General features: G+C 63.2%; 14 protein-coding genes and 1 tRNA gene. All 15 read left to right on the top strand.

The window, feature by feature from the left end:
* Window positions 1-208: elongation factor Tu (tuf, locus tag VMX79_02675; protein ID HUV85996.1), on the top strand; the 208-nt coding region annotated here is incomplete at its 5' end.
* 3 nt (window positions 209-211) lie between these two features.
* Window positions 212-376 carry a 50S ribosomal protein L33 gene (gene rpmG, locus VMX79_02670; protein ID HUV85995.1) on the top strand — a complete coding sequence of 55 codons (165 nt, stop codon included), beginning with the start codon at window positions 212-214 and terminating at the stop codon, window positions 374-376.
* Window positions 375-448, top strand: a tRNA-Trp gene (locus tag VMX79_02665). The genes rpmG and VMX79_02665 overlap by 2 nt, the downstream gene beginning before the upstream one ends.
* Before the next feature lie 33 nt (window positions 449-481).
* On the top strand, window positions 482-661 hold the full coding sequence (gene secE, locus VMX79_02660) for a preprotein translocase subunit SecE (protein ID HUV85994.1): 180 nt from the start codon (window positions 482-484) through the stop codon (window positions 659-661).
* A 19-nt stretch (window positions 662-680) separates the two neighbouring features.
* Window positions 681-1,316 carry a transcription termination/antitermination protein NusG gene (nusG, locus tag VMX79_02655; protein HUV85993.1) on the top strand — a complete coding sequence of 212 codons (636 nt, stop codon included), beginning with the start codon at window positions 681-683 and terminating at the stop codon, window positions 1,314-1,316.
* Between the two features lie 32 nt (window positions 1,317-1,348).
* On the top strand, window positions 1,349-1,774 hold the full coding sequence (rplK, locus tag VMX79_02650) for a 50S ribosomal protein L11 (protein ID HUV85992.1): 426 nt from the start codon (window positions 1,349-1,351) through the stop codon (window positions 1,772-1,774).
* 28 nt (window positions 1,775-1,802) lie between these two features.
* Window positions 1,803-2,507 (top strand): 50S ribosomal protein L1, encoded by a 705-nt coding sequence (gene rplA / locus VMX79_02645; protein HUV85991.1) that lies wholly within the window; start codon window positions 1,803-1,805, stop codon window positions 2,505-2,507.
* A gap of 26 nt (window positions 2,508-2,533) precedes the next feature.
* A complete protein-coding gene (gene rplJ, locus VMX79_02640) occupies window positions 2,534-3,079 on the top strand; it encodes a 50S ribosomal protein L10 (GenBank protein ID HUV85990.1) in 546 nt (181 codons plus the stop codon).
* Window positions 3,080-3,149: 70 nt separating this feature from the next.
* Window positions 3,150-3,518: a 50S ribosomal protein L7/L12 gene (gene rplL / locus VMX79_02635; protein HUV85989.1), complete on the top strand. Its 369-nt coding sequence runs from the start codon at window positions 3,150-3,152 to the stop codon at window positions 3,516-3,518.
* 93 nt (window positions 3,519-3,611) lie between these two features.
* A complete protein-coding gene (gene rpoB / locus VMX79_02630) occupies window positions 3,612-7,394 on the top strand; it encodes a DNA-directed RNA polymerase subunit beta (GenBank protein ID HUV85988.1) in 3,783 nt (1,260 codons plus the stop codon).
* 64 nt (window positions 7,395-7,458) lie between these two features.
* A complete protein-coding gene (rpoC, locus tag VMX79_02625; protein ID HUV85987.1) occupies window positions 7,459-11,541 on the top strand; it encodes a DNA-directed RNA polymerase subunit beta' in 4,083 nt (1,360 codons plus the stop codon).
* Window positions 11,542-11,574: 33 nt separating this feature from the next.
* Window positions 11,575-11,955: a 30S ribosomal protein S12 gene (gene rpsL / locus VMX79_02620; GenBank protein HUV85986.1), complete on the top strand. Its 381-nt coding sequence runs from the start codon at window positions 11,575-11,577 to the stop codon at window positions 11,953-11,955.
* A gap of 44 nt (window positions 11,956-11,999) precedes the next feature.
* The gene (rpsG, locus tag VMX79_02615; GenBank protein ID HUV85985.1) at window positions 12,000-12,470 is read left to right on the top strand and encodes a 30S ribosomal protein S7; all 471 of its coding nucleotides are present in this window, start codon (window positions 12,000-12,002) and stop codon (window positions 12,468-12,470) included.
* A 138-nt stretch (window positions 12,471-12,608) separates the two neighbouring features.
* Window positions 12,609-14,708, top strand: coding sequence for an elongation factor G (gene fusA / locus VMX79_02610; GenBank protein HUV85984.1), 2,100 nt, complete (start codon window positions 12,609-12,611; stop codon window positions 14,706-14,708).
* A 191-nt stretch (window positions 14,709-14,899) separates the two neighbouring features.
* A partial coding sequence (locus VMX79_02605) for a GTP-binding protein (GenBank protein HUV85983.1) occupies window positions 14,900-15,178 on the top strand: 279 nt, incomplete at its 3' end.

Below are 15,178 nucleotides of genomic sequence, written 5' to 3'. Positions count from 1 at the left end.
GTACCGGCCGCAGTTCTACTTCCGGACGACGGACGTGACGGGAACGGTCCACCTCCCGGAGGGCGTGGACATGGTGATGCCGGGAGACAGCGTGACGATGAAGGTGGAGCTCATCACCCCCATCGCGATGGAGAAGGAGCTGCGGTTCGCCATCCGCGAGGGCGGCCGCACCGTAGGCGCCGGCGTCGTTGCCGAAATTGAAGAGTGAGTTATGGCCTTAAAAGGAGCTAATCAGATAATTACCCTCGAGTGCACGGTGTGCAAGGAGCGCAATTACACCACCACCAAGAACAAGAAGAAGCACACCGACCGGCTCGAGTTGAATAAGTATTGCCCGCGCTGCCGTAAGCACACGCCCCATAAAGAAACAAAATAGGGTCATAGCTCAATTTGGCAGAGCACCGGATTCCAAATCCGGCGGTTGGGGGTTCGAGTCCCTCTGGCCCTGAATACCCTAAAGGCGCACCGGGAGAGAACGGCTATGCGCAAGCTGTGGAATTTTTTGGTCGAGGTCAGGGCCGAGCTCAAAAAGGTAACCTGGCCCACGTGGATCGAGGTCTTCTCCTCGACCATCGTCGTCATCATAACTACGTTGATCTTCGCGGTTTTGATCGGCGTCTGGGACAAGGTCCTAATGGAGATAATGCTCCGTATTCTGTAGTCGAACGGGAGACGCAGTTTTGGCCGAAGAAGAGGTAAGCGCCGCGACCGCCGGAGTCGAAGGGGCGGAGGCCGCACCCGACGAGCGAGAAAGCTCCGCGTACCAGGTTCGGGTGGAAGACCCGGACGTGCGGTGGTACGTCATCCACACGCTGACGGGCCACGAGCAGAAGGTCAAGGCCGCCGTCGACCGCGCCGTGGAAGAGCGTAGCCTGGGCGGCCTGATATACGGCGTCCTGGTCCCGGCCGAAGAAGTCACCACCCAGACCAAGCAGGGCAAGGGCGTCCGCAAGAAGGTTTTCTTCCCCGGGTACGTGCTGGTCCAGATGAAGGTCAGCGAGGAGTCCTGGGGATTCGTGCGGCGGACCGCGGGCGTCACCGGCTTCGTCGGCTCGGGCGCCGCGCCGACGCCGTTGTCGGACGAAGAGGTCCAGATCGTTTTGGACCAGGTCGAGGGCCGCAAGCCCCAGATCGAGGTCGAGTTCGACTTCGAGGAGAGCGACATCGTAAACATCACCTCGGGCCCGTTCGCCAACTTCTCCGGCGTGGTGGAGGAAATATATCCCGACCGCGGCAAGTGCAAGATTATGGTGACGGTGTTCGGCCGCGCCACGGCGGTGGAATTGGATATCGCGGAAGTCGAGAAGGCCCGCTAGCGACGCGGCGTCGCGGCCGGAGGCCGTTCGATATGGCTCTTAAAAGAATAATCGTGAAGATAAAGTTGCAGGTGCCGTCCGGGCAGGCGAACCCGGCCCCGCCGGTGGGGCCCGCGCTGGGCCAGCACGGCGTGAACATCATGGCCTTCTGCCAGCAGTTCAACGAGGCCACCAAGGAAAAGCAGGGGCTTATCGTGCCCGTCATCATCACGGTATTTCACGATAAGTCCTTCACGTTCGAGATAAAGACGCCGCCGGCGGCGGTCTTGCTCAAAAAGGCGGCCAATATCGCCAAGGGCTCGCCGGAACCGAACCGCGAAAAGGTCGCGACGGTAACGTACGAACAGCTCGAGGACATCGCGCGCACCAAAATGGCCGACCTGAACGCGGCGTCGCTGGAGGCCGCGGTGAAGATAATCGAGGGGACCGCCCGTTCGATGGGCGTCACGGTCGAGTAGCGACCCCTCGACAGCGGAGGCTTAGCACGTGGCGGGAAAGAAATACGCGGAAGCGAAGACGAAGGTAGACCGCGAGGCCGAATACGCGCTGGCGGATTCCGTGAAGCTGGTGCGCGAAGCGGCCTACGCCGGCTTCGACGAGACGGTGGACCTGGCGTTCCGGCTGGGCGTCGACCCGCGGCACGCCGACCAGATGGTCCGCGGCTCGGTGGTGCTGCCCCACGGGACCGGCAAGGCGGTGCGCGTCCTGGTCCTGACCAAGGGCGAGAAGGTGCGCGAGGCGGAGGAGGCCGGGGCCGACCACGCGGGCCTGGAAGATTACCTCAAGAAAATAGAGAAGGATAACTGGCTCGAGTTCGACCGCGTCGTCGCGACGCCGGACGTGATGAAGGACGTCGCCCGGTTGGGCAAGTTGCTCGGGCCCCGCGGGTTGATGCCCAGCCCCAAGACCGGGACCGTGACGTTCGACGTCGGGAAGGCGGTGGCGGACATTAAGAGGGGTAAGGTGGACTACCGCGTCGACAAGTTGGGGAACGTGCACATGACGGTGGGCCGCCTGTCGTTCACCGACGAACAGCTCACCGCGAACGCCGCGACGGCCGTCGAGGCCGTGGTGAAGGCGCGGCCGGCGGCGGCGAAGGGGCAATACCTCCGGAAGCTGACGATATCGAGCACGATGGGCCCCGGCATCCGCGTTAGCAAGCAGGAAGCTTTGGCGTTGGCCGGCGGCTAACGCCGGCCAAGCGACGGTGCTGCGTAATGCCTATTAGCAGACAGAAGAAGGAAGAGATACTGGCCGACCTCAAGGCGGCCTTGGGCGAGGCTGGCGGCGCGTTGTTCACCGACTTCCGCGGCGTGGACGTCGCCGGGATGACGGACCTCCGAGCCAAATTGCGCGCGGAGGGCTCGCGCTACGTCGTCGCCAAACGCACGTTGGCGGAACGCGCCCTGACCGAAGCGCCGGCCGAGACGCTGAATACGTTGCTCGACGGAGCTACGGGCATCGCCTTCGTGGGCGAAGAGCCGGTCGCCGTCGCGAAGGTCCTGGTCGATTTCCGCAAGGAGTACGAGAGCTTCGTCATAAAGGGCGGCCTGTTGGGCGGCGAGTTCATCGGGCCGGAGAAGATCGGCGCGCTGGCCAAGACGCCGCCGCGCGAAGTACTCCTGGCGACGCTGTTCGCGGCCATGAAGTCGCCGCACACTTCGCTGGCCGCCGTTTTGGCGGGAACGATCCGTAAGGCGGTCGCGACGTTGGCCGCGGTAGCCGATAAGAAAAGAGAAGAGGAAGCCCCGGCCGAGGCTTAGCGGCCGCGGAGATCGGTATAGTCGATACGTAATTATTTTAAGGAGGAAAGCCCGCTCGGGCGGACGGTTTATGACCAAGGACGATATCAAGGAAGCCATAAAGTCGATGACGGTGCTCGAGCTCTCGGAGCTGGTTAAAGAGCTCGAGGAGGAATTCGGCGTTACGGCCGCGGCGCCGGTAGCGTTCGCGGCGGCCCCGGCCGACGCGGCGCCGGCCGCGGAGGAGAAGACCGAGTTCAACGTGACGTTGAAGGCCATCGGCGACAATAAAATCCCGGTCATCAAAGTAGTCCGCGAGGTGACGGGGCTGGGTTTGAAAGAGGCCAAGGATCTCGTGGACGGCGCGCCCTCCGCCGTCAAGGAAGGTCTGTCGAAGGAGGACGCGGAACAGGTCAAAGCGAAGCTGGAAGAAGTCGGGGCTACCGTTGGGTTGGAGTAACGCGCCGGCGGGTAAAGGCCGAGGAAGGTCGGGCGCCCGCGGTACGCCGTCTTCGCGCCCGGCCCCGCAGAGGGCCGAAGGAGTGCTGGGGGTTTGACGATCAAAAGAATATCTTTTGCCGACAAGGCCGAGCCGATAGATATCCCCAACCTGCTGGAGATCCAGAAGAAGTCGTACGAGGACTTCCTCCAGCACCTGGCGCTGCCCAATAAGCGCCGGTCCCAGGGCCTGCAGTACATCTTCGAAAATACGTTCCCCATCTACGACTTCAACGGCGATTGCTACCTCGAGTTCGTCGAGTACAACATCGGCTACACCAAGTACACCATCGAGGAATGTAAGGTCAAGGGGATGACGTACGGCGTACCGCTGCGCGCGAAGTTCCGGTTCGTGGTGCGCGAACGCGAGGCGGCGGGCAAAGAACCGCGGGTGGTCGACGTCCGGGAAGAGGAGCTCTATCTGGGCGAGATCCCGATGATGACCGAGCGCGGGTCGTTCATTATCAACGGCGCGGAGCGGGTCATCGTCTCCCAGCTGCACCGCTCGCCGGGGCTGGTCTTCAAGCAGACGGAACACTCCAGCGGGAAGGTCCTCTACGGCGCGTCCATCATCCCCCATCGCGGCGCCTGGCTCGAGATCGCGTTCGACGTCAACGGCGTCGTCAACTTCTCCATCGACCGGACGAACCGGCAGCCGCGCATACCGGTGACGGTCCTGCTGCGCGCCTTCGGTTACGGCGACGCCGGCGAAATCGCGAAGCTCTTCTTCGACGTGGAGTCGGTCAACGTCTCGCGGCGGACGGGCCTACTCGGCAACTACTTGGCGTCCGACGTCAAGACCGCGGAAGGCACCACGCTCTTCAAGCGGTTCACGCAAATCGACGAGAACGTGCTCGACCTGCTGCGCGACAACCGCGTCAAGGCGGCGGACGTCCTGGCCTCGCGCAACGGCCTGGAGGTCGGCGCTATATTGCCGACGTTCCGCAAGGACGACGACAGCCGCGTCAAGACCCGCGCCGACGCGCTGATAAAAATTTACAACGAGATCCGCCCGGGCGACCTCTCCAACGTGGAGACGGCGGAGGCCGCGTTCGAGAACCTCTTCGCCAATCCCAAGCGGTACGACCTGAGCAGGGTAGGCCGCCGCAAGCTCGACGTCAAGCTGGGACTGGATTTCCCGTTGGAGGATAGGACCCTGCACGATGAAGACGTGCTCGAGACGGTGCGCGAGCTGGCGACGCTGCACGCCCAGGAGGGCGACGTGGACGACGTCGACCATCTCGGCAACCGGCGCGTGCGCGCGGTGGGCGAGCTGTTGGAGTACCGCTTCCAGGTGGGATTGACCCGTATGGAGCGCGTCATCCGCGAGCGGATGAGCATCCTCGACCTGGAAGACAGCATGCCGCGGGACCTGGTGAACGCGAAGCCGCTCATGAGCGCGGTGAGGGAGTTTTTCGGCTCGAGCCAGCTCAGCCAGTTCCTGGACCAGATCAACCCGCTGGCCGAACTCACCCACAAGCGGCGCCTCTCGGCGCTGGGCCCCGGCGGCCTTTCCCGCGAACGCGCCAACTTCGAAGTGCGCGACGTTCACTACACCCACTACGGCCGGATGTGCCCCATCGAGACGCCGGAGGGACCCAACATCGGCCTTATCACCAGCCTCGCGACCTATGCCCGCATCAACGAGTTCGGCTTCATCGAGACGCCTTACCTGCGCGTGAAGAACGGCCGCGTCACCGACGAGGTCGTCTACCTCGACGCCGGTGAAGAGGACGACTACACCGTCGGCCAGGCCAACGCGCCGGTCGACCGCCGGGGGCGCTTCACCGCCGACTACGTGTACGCGCGCCGGCGGGGCGAGTTCATTCTGGTCGAGCCCCGGGAAGTGGACTTCGTCGACATATCGCCGCGGCAGCTCGTCTCCATCTCCACTTCTTTGATCCCGTTCCTGGAGCACGACGACGCCAACCGCGCCCTCATGGGGTCCAATATGCAGCGGCAGGCGGTGCCGTTGGTGAATACCGAGGCGGCGTACGTCGCCACCGGTATCGAAAACCGCGTGGCGCGCGATTCGGGCGTGGTCGTGATGGCCGAGGCCGCGGGCACGGTCGAAAAGGTCACGGCCGACGAGATCATCGTCCGCCCCGATACCGCCGAGGACGACGCCGCGTACGGGTGGTTCGAGCCGGATGTCTATAAATTAAAAAAGCACGAGCGGACGAACCAGGACACCTGTTTCAACCAGGTTCCCATCATCAAGAAGGGGGAGCGGGTGAGGGCCGGCCAGGTCATCGCGGACGGCCCGGCGACCAAGGACGGTGAACTCGCGCTCGGCCGGAACATCCTCGTCGCGTTCATGCCGTGGATGGGCTACAACTTCGAGGACGCCATCGTGGTGAGTAAAAAACTGGTCGAGAGCGAAGTTTTTACTTCCATCCACGTCGAGGAATTCGAGATCGAGTGCCGCGAGACCAAGCTCGGCCGGGAGGAGATTACCCGCGACATACCCAACGTCGGCTCCGACGCGCTCAAGAACCTCGACGAGGCCGGAGTAATACGCGTCGGCGCCGAAGTACACGCCGGCGATATACTGGTGGGCAAGGTCGCCCCCAAGGGCGAGTCCGAGCTCACCCCGGAGGAGCGGTTGTTGCGCGCTATCTTCGCCGAAAAGGCGGGGGACGTACGCGACGCCTCGCTCAAGGCGCCGCCCGGGATGGACGGCATCGTCGTCGACGTGAAGGTCTTCTCGCGCAAGGAGCGAGAAAGGGCCGACGGCCGCGCGCGCGCCCACGAGGTTAAGCGCATCGACAAACTCGAGAACGAAAAGAAGGAGAAGGTCGACGCCGGGCGCGAAGTGTGCGAGAAGCAGCTCACCAAGCTCCTGTTAGGCAGTACCTTCAGCTACCGGTTGGTTGACGACGTGACGAACGATATGCTATTGGGCAAAGGGTCCAAGGTAACGCCCGCCGTGCTTCGCAAAAAGGTACTGGAGCCGGTGGTCGAACGGCGCGTCCGGATCCGCGGGGTCGTGGGTCGGAACGTAGAGAAAGTAGTGAGCCGATTCCACAGCTACGCCCAAGAGGTCTCGAGCCACATAGATAAGGAGATCGACCGCATCCGCAAGGGCGACGACTTGCCGCCCGGCGTGCTCAAGATGGTTAAAGTGTACGTCGCGCGCAAGCGGCGCCTCACCATCGGCGATAAGATGGCCGGCCGCCACGGCAACAAGGGCGTCGTCGCGAAAATAGTGCCGGAAGAGGATATGCCTTTTATGGAAGACGGCACGCCGGTCGACATTATCCTCAACCCGTTGGGCGTACCGAGCCGGCTCAACGTGGGCCAGATCTTCGAAACCCACCTCGGGTGGGCGGCGCACAAATTGAACGAATTCTTCGAGTGCCCGATCTTCGAGGGCGGTTCCGAAGAAGAGATAAAGCGCCACCTGGAGGTGGCCGGCATCCCGACCTCGGGGAAGGTGACGCTGTACGACGGCCGCATCGGCGACCCGTTCAGCCACGACGTAACCGTCGGTTACATCTACCTGTTTAAATTGCTGCACCTGGCCGACGACAAGATCCACGCGCGGTCGGTCGGGCCGTACTCGCTGGTGACGCAGCAACCGTTGGGCGGAAAGGGCCAGTTCGGCGGCCAGCGCTTCGGCGAGATGGAGGTTTGGGCCCTGGAGGCCTACGGCGCTGCGTATACGCTGCAGGAGCTGTTGACCGTCAAGTCCGACGACGTCCTGGGGCGCGCCCGCACCTACGAGGCCATCGTCAAAGGGCGCAACATACCGGAAGCCGATACGCCCGAATCGTTCAACGTTTTAATAAACGAACTCCGGGCGTTGTGCCTGGACGTTCATCCGGAGGAAGCGTGAGGCCGGCCCGCGTCGCCGACGCGCGCGCGGCGGCGGTACCGGCCTCAACGCGTCGGGGGATAAAGTGATCTGGGGACTCTACGACGACAAGAGGAAGCAGCGGAAAGAGTTCGCGGCCGTCACCATCGGCATAGCCTCGCCCGAGAAGATCCTGTCGTGGTCGCACGGCGAGGTGAAGAAGGCCGAGACCATCAACTATCGGACGTTCCGGCCGGAACGTGACGGCCTGTTCTGCGAGCGCATTTTCGGCCCCACCAAGGATTGGGAGTGCGCCTGCGGCAAGTACAAACGCATCAAGAACCGCAACGTCATCTGCGACCGCTGCGGCGTCGAGGTGACCGAGTCGCGGGTGCGCCGCGAGCGGATGGGCCACATCAAGCTCGTATCGCCGGTGGCGCACATATGGTTCGTCAAGGGCGCGCCCAACTACGTCGCCAACCTGTTGGGCATCTCGAGCCGGGACCTGGAGCGCGTCGTCTACTACGCCTCCTATCTCGTCGTCGACCCGGGCCTTAAGTCCGAGACCGGCCTCGCCGCCGGCCAGGTTATCTCGGAGGAGCAGTACCGCGGCCTCTACGAGAAATTCCCGGGCGAATTCGTCGCCGAGATGGGGGCGCCCGCGGTCCGGCGGTTGCTCGAGGAGCTGGACCTGGAGACGTTGTCGGTGGAGCTCAAGGTACAGCTCGACGAGACGAGGTCGAAGCAAAAACGGAAGACGCTGTTGAAGAGGCTGCAGCTCGTCGAATCGGTGCGTAAGTCGGGGAACCGGCCGGAGTGGATGGTCCTGGAGGTCCTCCCGGTGCTGCCGCCGGACCTCAGGCCGTTGGTGCCGCTCGACGGCGGCCGCTTCGCCACCTCGGACCTCAACGACCTCTACCGGACCGTGATCAACCGGAACAACCGCCTCCGCAAGCTTATAGAGATCAAGGCGCCGGACGTCATCCTCCGCAACGAGAAGAGGATGCTGCAGGAGTCGGTGGACGCGCTGTTGGACAACGGCCGCCGGGGCTACGCCGTGCGCGGCGTCAACAACCGCCCCCTCAAGTCGCTGTCCGATAACCTCAAGGGCAAGCTGGGGCGCTTCCGCCAGAACCTGTTGGGTAAGCGGGTGGATTACTCGGGCCGCGCCGTCATCGTCGTCGGGCCGGAGCTCAAGCTCCACGAGTGCGGCATCCCCAAGAAGATGGCCTTGGAGCTCTTCAAGCCGTTCATCATCCAGAAGCTCGAGGAGCACGGCTTCGTTCACACCATCAAGAGCGCCAAGCGCCTGGTCGAGCAAGTCAAGCCGGAGGTGTGGGACATCCTGGAGGAGTGCATCCGCGACCACCCGGTCATGCTCAACCGCGCGCCCACGCTGCACCGCCTCGGCATCCAGGCCTTCAAGCCGGTGTTGGTCGAGGGCTCGGCCATCAGGATACACCCGCTGGTGTGCACCGCCTTCAACGCCGACTTCGACGGCGACCAGATGGCGGTTCACGTCCCGCTCTCGCCCGAGGCCCAGCTCGAGGCCAAGCTGTTGATGGCGAGCACGCGCAACATCCTTTCGCCGGCGCACGGTAAGCCGCTCGCCACCCCCACCCAGGATATCGTCCTGGGGTGTTACGCCCTCACCAAGCCCAAGGAGGGCGAGAAGGGCCAGGGCAAAGCGTTCGCCGACGTCGACGAGGTTACGTTGGCCCACGAACTGGGAGAAGTGGGCCGGTACGCCAAGGTAAAGGTCCGCCTGTACGGCGAGCTAATAGACACCACCGTGGGTCGGGTGCTGTTCAACGAGGTCTTGCCGGACGACTTCGTCTTCGTTAACAAGACGGTCGACAAGAAGACGGTGGGCGGCATTGTAGCGGAAGTCTATAAGAAGTACGGCCTCGCCCGCACGGTCTCGCTTTTAGACGACCTGAAAGACCTGGGCTTCCTACACGCCACGTTGGCCGGCGTCACGTTCGGCGTCGACGACCTGGTCGTGCCGCCCGAAAAAGCGACCCTCATCGAGGAGACCAAACGCGAGGTCGAAAAGATCGACAAGCTCTACAAGCAGCAGGCCATAACGTACGGCGAGCGCTACAATATGGTCATCGACGCCTGGACCCGGACCACCGACGTCCTGGGCGAGTTGGTCTTCGACCGTTTGTCGAAGGACGCCAAGGGCTTCAACCCGGTATTTATTATGGCGGATTCCGGCGCGCGGGGTTCGCAGAACCAGATCCGCCAGCTATGCGGCTTGCGGGGTTTGATGGCGAAACCGCAGAAAAAAATCACCGGCCGCATAGGCGAGATCATCGAGCAGCCTATCCTCTCCAACTTCCGCGAGGGCCTGTCGGTGTTGGAGTACTTCATTTCGACGCACGGCGGCCGCAAGGGCCTGGCCGATACGGCGCTCAAGACCGCGGATGCCGGCTACCTCACGCGGCGGCTGGTGGACGCGGCCCACGACCTCATCGTTACCGAAGGCGACTGCCGCACGCTCCTCGGCATCGAGATGACGGCCCTCAAAGAGGGCGAGGAGGTAATCGCCTCGCTGGGCGACCGGGTGTTGGGTCGCGTGGCGTTGGAGGACCTATACGACCCGGTTACCGGCGAGCTCATCGTCGCCGCCAACCAGCTCATAGACGAGGAAGAGGCCGAGAAGATCGAGATGTCCAACGTGACGTCGGCCAAGATACGGTCCGTTTTGACGTGCGAGTCGCGCCGGGGGGTATGCACCCTCTGCTACGGCAAAAACCTCGCCGCCGGCAAGCTGGTGGACGTGGGGGAGGCGGTGGGCGTCATCGCGGCCCAGTCCATAGGCGAACCCGGGACGCAGCTCACGCTCCGGACCTTCCACGTCGGCGGCACGGCCAGCCGCATCGTAGAACAGTCCAAGATCTCGGCCAAAGTCGCCGGTAAGGCCCGCTTCGAGCGGCTGCGGAAAGTAAAAAGGCCGGACGGCTCGACGGTCGTCCTGTCGCGCAACGCCGAGCTGAACGTCGTCGACGAGGAGGGCCGGGACCGCATAAAGTACACCGTGCCGTACGGCGCGGCGCTGCAGGCGAAGGACGGCCAGCTATTGGAGAAGGGTCAGGTTATATACGAGTGGGACCCGTACAGCGAGCCCATTCTCGCCGACGTCGACGGCGTGGTTGAGCTCCGCGACATCATCGACGGCGTTACGCTCCGCGAAGAGGTGGACGCCGCGGGCCTCATTCAACGCGTAGTCGTAGGCGGCACCAGACGCAAGGACCTCGACCCCCACATTATCGTCCACACCGGCGACGGCGGCAAAGACGTCGAATACCCCGTACCGTTCGGCGGGTACTTGAGCGTACACGACGGCGAGAGGGTCGAGGCCGGCAAGCTGTTGGTCAAACTCCCGCGCGAAATAGGCAAGACGCGCGACATCACCGGCGGCCTCCCGCGCGTCGCGGAATTGTTCGAGGCGCGCCGGCCCAAGAACCCGGCCATAATCGCCGAGATCGACGGCCACGTCGAGATCAAAGGTACCCGGAAGGGTAAACGCAAGATCGTAGTCGGCGGCGAACATCAAGCCAAGGAATACGAGATACCCCAGGGAAAACACCTGAAGGTGCACGAGGGCGACCTGGTAACCGCAGGCCAGCAGCTGTGCGACGGTAACATCGACCCGCACGACATCCTCCGCGTCAAAGGCGACAAGGAGGTCCAGGAATACCTGGTTAACGAGATCCAGGAAGTTTACCGGTTGCAGGGCGTCGACATCAACGATAAACATCTCGAGTCCATCGTGCGCAAAATGCTGCGTAAGGTTAAGATCGAGACGGTGGGCGATACCGAGTTTTTACCCGAGCAGGTGGTGGACAAATTCAAGTTCCGCGACATCAACGAGAAGATGATAGGCCAGGGCAAGAAGCCGGCGACGGCCAGCCCCATCTTACAGGGCATAACCGAAGCGGCGCTGTCCACCGATTCGTTTATCAGCGCGGCCTCCTTCCAGAAGACGACACACATCTTGGCGGAGGCGGCCTTCGCCGGCAAGCGCGATAACCTGTTGGGTTTGAAGGAGAACGTCATCATGGGACACTTGATCCCGGCGGGGCTCGGGGCTTTCGACGCGTTAAAGTTGAAGCTCCAGGTCAAAGAAGAGCTACCGGCGGAGGTCGAGGAGCCCGAGGAGGAATTGGTCCGGGAGAAGTAACGCCGCGTCTCGCGGCGCCTCGACGGAGAAATTATGCCGACAATCAATCAGCTCGTACGACACGGCCGCGGCAAGGCACGGAAGAAGTCCAAATCGCCCGCGCTCGCCAAATGCCCGCAACGGCGCGGCGTTTGCACGCGGGTGTGGACCGTAACGCCCAAGAAACCCAATTCGGCGCTCCGTAAGGTGGCCCGCGTCCGTCTTACTACCGGGACGGAAGTGACGGCCTATATCCCCGGCGTGGGCCATAACCTGCAGGAGCACTCGATCGTCCTCGTGCGCGGCGGCCGCGTTAAGGACATCCCGGGCGTCCGCTACCACGTCATTCGCGGCACCTTCGACGCTTCGAGCGTAACCGACCGCAACCGCAGCCGTTCGAAGTACGGCGTCAAAAAGCCCAAGAAGGTGAAGTAGGCCGGCCTGCCCGGCACCATCGTAACGCGGAGGTTTATCGCATAATGGCGCGCTCGCGCAAACCAGCGAAACGCAGTTGGCCGCCCGATTCCAAATACGGGTCGCCCCTTATTACGAGGTTCGTCAATAGCGTCGTGTCGCGGGGCAAACGCTCCACAGCCGAGCGTATCTTCTACGACGCGATGGATATCGTGGCCGAGAAGACGGGCGAAGACCCGCTGGCCGTGTTCAACCGGGCCATCAACAACGTGAAACCGTCGCTGGAGGTCAAATCGCGGCGGGTGGGCGGCGCCACGTACCAGGTACCGGTAGAGGTACCGCAGCAGCGGCGCGCGGCGCTGGCCATACGTTGGCTCAAGGCGGCGGCCCTGGCCAGGTCGGAACACGGCATGGAGAATAAATTGGCCGGAGAGATCCTGGACGCCGCCAAGGGTGCCGGCACGGCGTACAAGAAAAAGGAGGATACGCACCGGATGGCCGAGGCCAACAAGGCTTTTGCCCACTACCGTTGGTAATCGCCGCAGGGGGGGTGCGGCTGGTTGATGATTAATAGTCGGACACAACGCGCTCGTTTGGATGCGGGCTGAGGTCCTAAGGCTTGGGGAGCATAATAGCCATCCCTTGCCGGGGATGGTTTTTTTTAATATAGCGTTATGCCGCGGAAATCGCCTATAGAGAAGATAAGGAACGTGGGGATCGCGGCCCACGTCGACGCCGGTAAGACCACCGTTACCGAGCGGGTTTTGTACTACACCGATAAGACGTACAAGATCGGCGAGGTCGACGAGGGCGCCGCGGAGATGGATTGGATGGAGCTCGAGCGCGAGCGCGGCATCACCATCACCGCGGCGGCGACCACCGTATCGTGGCGCGACCACCGTATAAATATTATCGACACCCCCGGCCACGTGGACTTCACGGTGGAGGTCGAGAGGTCGCTCCGCGTCCTCGACGGCGCCGTCGTCGTGCTGTGCGCCGTGGGCTGCGTGGAGCCGCAGTCCGAGACCGTGTGGCGCCAGGCGGACCGCTACCACATACCGCGCATCGTCTTCGTGAACAAGATGGACCGCGTCGGCGCCGACTTCTTCGCCGCGGTCCGCGAGCTCCGCGAGAAGCTGGCCGCCAACGCCGTACCGATACAGGTGCCCATCGGCGCCGAGGATACCTTCGTCGGCGTAACCGACCTCATAACCATGACGCCGTACATCTTCGACGCCGACACGCTGGGGAAAAATTACGACCCCATAAGCCTGTACAGCCTGCGCGAGGAGCGCCGCGCCGAGATCATGGCCTGGCGTAAAAACCTGCTCGAATCGCTGGCCGAGGTGGACGAGTTCGCGATGGAGGCGTTTCTCGACGGCCGCGAGTTGACCCGGGACGAACTCGTGGCCGCCGTACGCCGGGCGACGTTGGACTACGCTATCGTCCCGGTGTTGTGCGGCTCGGCGTTGAGGAACATCGGCGTCCAGTTGCTCATCGACGCCGTCGTCAACTTCTTACCGTCGCCGGTGGACGTACCGCCGGTGATAGGTCAGAAGCCGGGCCGGAAGGAGACCGACGTCCGCCGGGCGGCCGACGACGAGCCGTTCTCGGCGCTCGCGTTCAAGATTATGAGCGACCCGTACGTGGGCCGGCTCACGTTCGTACGCGTCTATTCCGGGACGCGGCGCGCCGGGGCCACGGCCTTCAACGCCAACACCGACAAACGCGAAAAGCTGGGCCGCCTGCTCGAGATGCACGCCAACGACCGGGACGACGTGGAAGCCGTTTACGCCGGCGACATCGCCGCCGTCGTCGGCCTGAAGAATACCTTTACCGGCGATACCCTGTGCGACGACAAGCACCCCATCTTGCTGGAACGCATAAGGTTCCCCGAGCCGGTGGTTTCGGTCGCCATCGAGCCCAAGACCAAGGCCGACGAGGAGACGCTTAACGAATCGCTGGCCAAGTTGGCGGAGGAGGACCCCACCTTCAAGGTCCGGTACGACGAGGCCACGGGCCAGACCATAATCTCGGGGATGGGCGAGCTGCATCTGGACATATTGACCAAGCGCATGTTGCGGGAGTTCGGCGTCGCGGCCAACGTCGGGCCGCCGCAGGTGGCGTACAAGGAGACGGTATCGGCGGTGGGGCGCGGCGAGGGAAAGTTCGTCAAACCGGCGGGCGTCAAAGGCCAGTACGGCCACGTATGCCTGGAGGTCCGTCCCCACCCGGACGGCGACTTCGCGTTCGAGAATCGCCTCGCCGGCGGCGTGCTGGAGCGCGAATACGTCGCGGCCACCGAGCGCGGCGTCCGGGGGGCGCTGGAGGCCGGCGTGCTGGCGGGGTTCCCGGTTTCGGGGGTGGCCGTCGCGCTCTACGACGGCTCTTCCCACCCGGTGGAGTCCACGCCCATCGCGTTCGAGATCGCGGCCCAGCAGGCCTTCCGCGAGGCTATGCTGAAGGCCCGGCCCCAGTTGCTCGAGCCATACGGGACGATAGAAATAGTGATGCCCAAGGATTACGTCGGCGACGTCATAAACGACCTCAGCGGCCGCCGCTCCGAGGTCGTCGGGATGGAGCACCGCGCCGACGCGGAGATTATCAAGGCCGTATGCCCCATCGCCGAGACTTTCGGCTATGCCACCGGCCTGCGGTCCATAACGCAGGGACGCGCGACGTATTCGCTGGAGTTCCTGCACTACGACAAGGTACCGAAAAATATCGCCGACCGAATTTTGCGGCTGGCGCGGGGATTCGTACCCGAATTTTAGGGGGGTAACGCGTTTTATGCGTAAAAATGCTTTACTTTTAAGGGCTTTTGTGTTATAAGTTGAAACTTCGCGCCTCGCCCCGGTCGCGGCGGCGGGCGCGTACGACGTTAAATAGCAAATATATCTGGCAAATAGTATAAGACCAGACGCAAAAATCCCTACCGCTTGAGGGCATCGGAGGTTTTGACGCCATGGCCAAGGCGAAGTTTGAGCGGACGAAGCCGCACATGAACGTGGGGACGATCGGGCACGTGGACCACGGGAAGACGACGCTGACGAGCGCGATAACGCGGGTGCTGGCGCAAAAGGGTATGGCGGAGTACCAGGACTTCTGGTCCATCGACAAGGCGCCGGAGGAGAAGGAGCGGGGGATAACGATCGCGGTGGCGCACGTGGAATACGAGACGGCGAACCGGCACTACGCGCACATCGACTGTCCGGGGCACGCGGACTACGTGAAGAACATGATC

This window comes from bacterium (genome assembly GCA_035529855.1).
Lineage (GTDB): Bacteria > RBG-13-66-14 > B26-G2 > WVWN01 > WVWN01 > WVWN01.
Note: the sequence above shows the minus strand (reverse complement) of the source record. Positions and strands in the feature narration are given on the sequence as shown.

What these genes read in the sequence shown, in the direction of transcription:
- rplJ (HUV85990.1), top strand. Translation starts at nt 2,534, where the DNA reads ATGCCTATTAGCAGACAGAAGAAGGAAGAGATACTGGCCGACCTCAAG.
- fusA (HUV85984.1), top strand. Translation starts at nt 12,609, where the DNA reads ATGCCGCGGAAATCGCCTATAGAGAAGATAAGGAACGTGGGGATCGCG.
- rpsG (HUV85985.1), top strand. Translation starts at nt 12,000, where the DNA reads ATGGCGCGCTCGCGCAAACCAGCGAAACGCAGTTGGCCGCCCGATTCC.
- rplL (HUV85989.1), top strand. Translation starts at nt 3,150, where the DNA reads ATGACCAAGGACGATATCAAGGAAGCCATAAAGTCGATGACGGTGCTC.
- rpmG (HUV85995.1), top strand. Translation starts at nt 212, where the DNA reads ATGGCCTTAAAAGGAGCTAATCAGATAATTACCCTCGAGTGCACGGTG.
- secE (HUV85994.1), top strand. Translation starts at nt 482, where the DNA reads ATGCGCAAGCTGTGGAATTTTTTGGTCGAGGTCAGGGCCGAGCTCAAA.
- rplK (HUV85992.1), top strand. Translation starts at nt 1,349, where the DNA reads ATGGCTCTTAAAAGAATAATCGTGAAGATAAAGTTGCAGGTGCCGTCC.
- rpsL (HUV85986.1), top strand. Translation starts at nt 11,575, where the DNA reads ATGCCGACAATCAATCAGCTCGTACGACACGGCCGCGGCAAGGCACGG.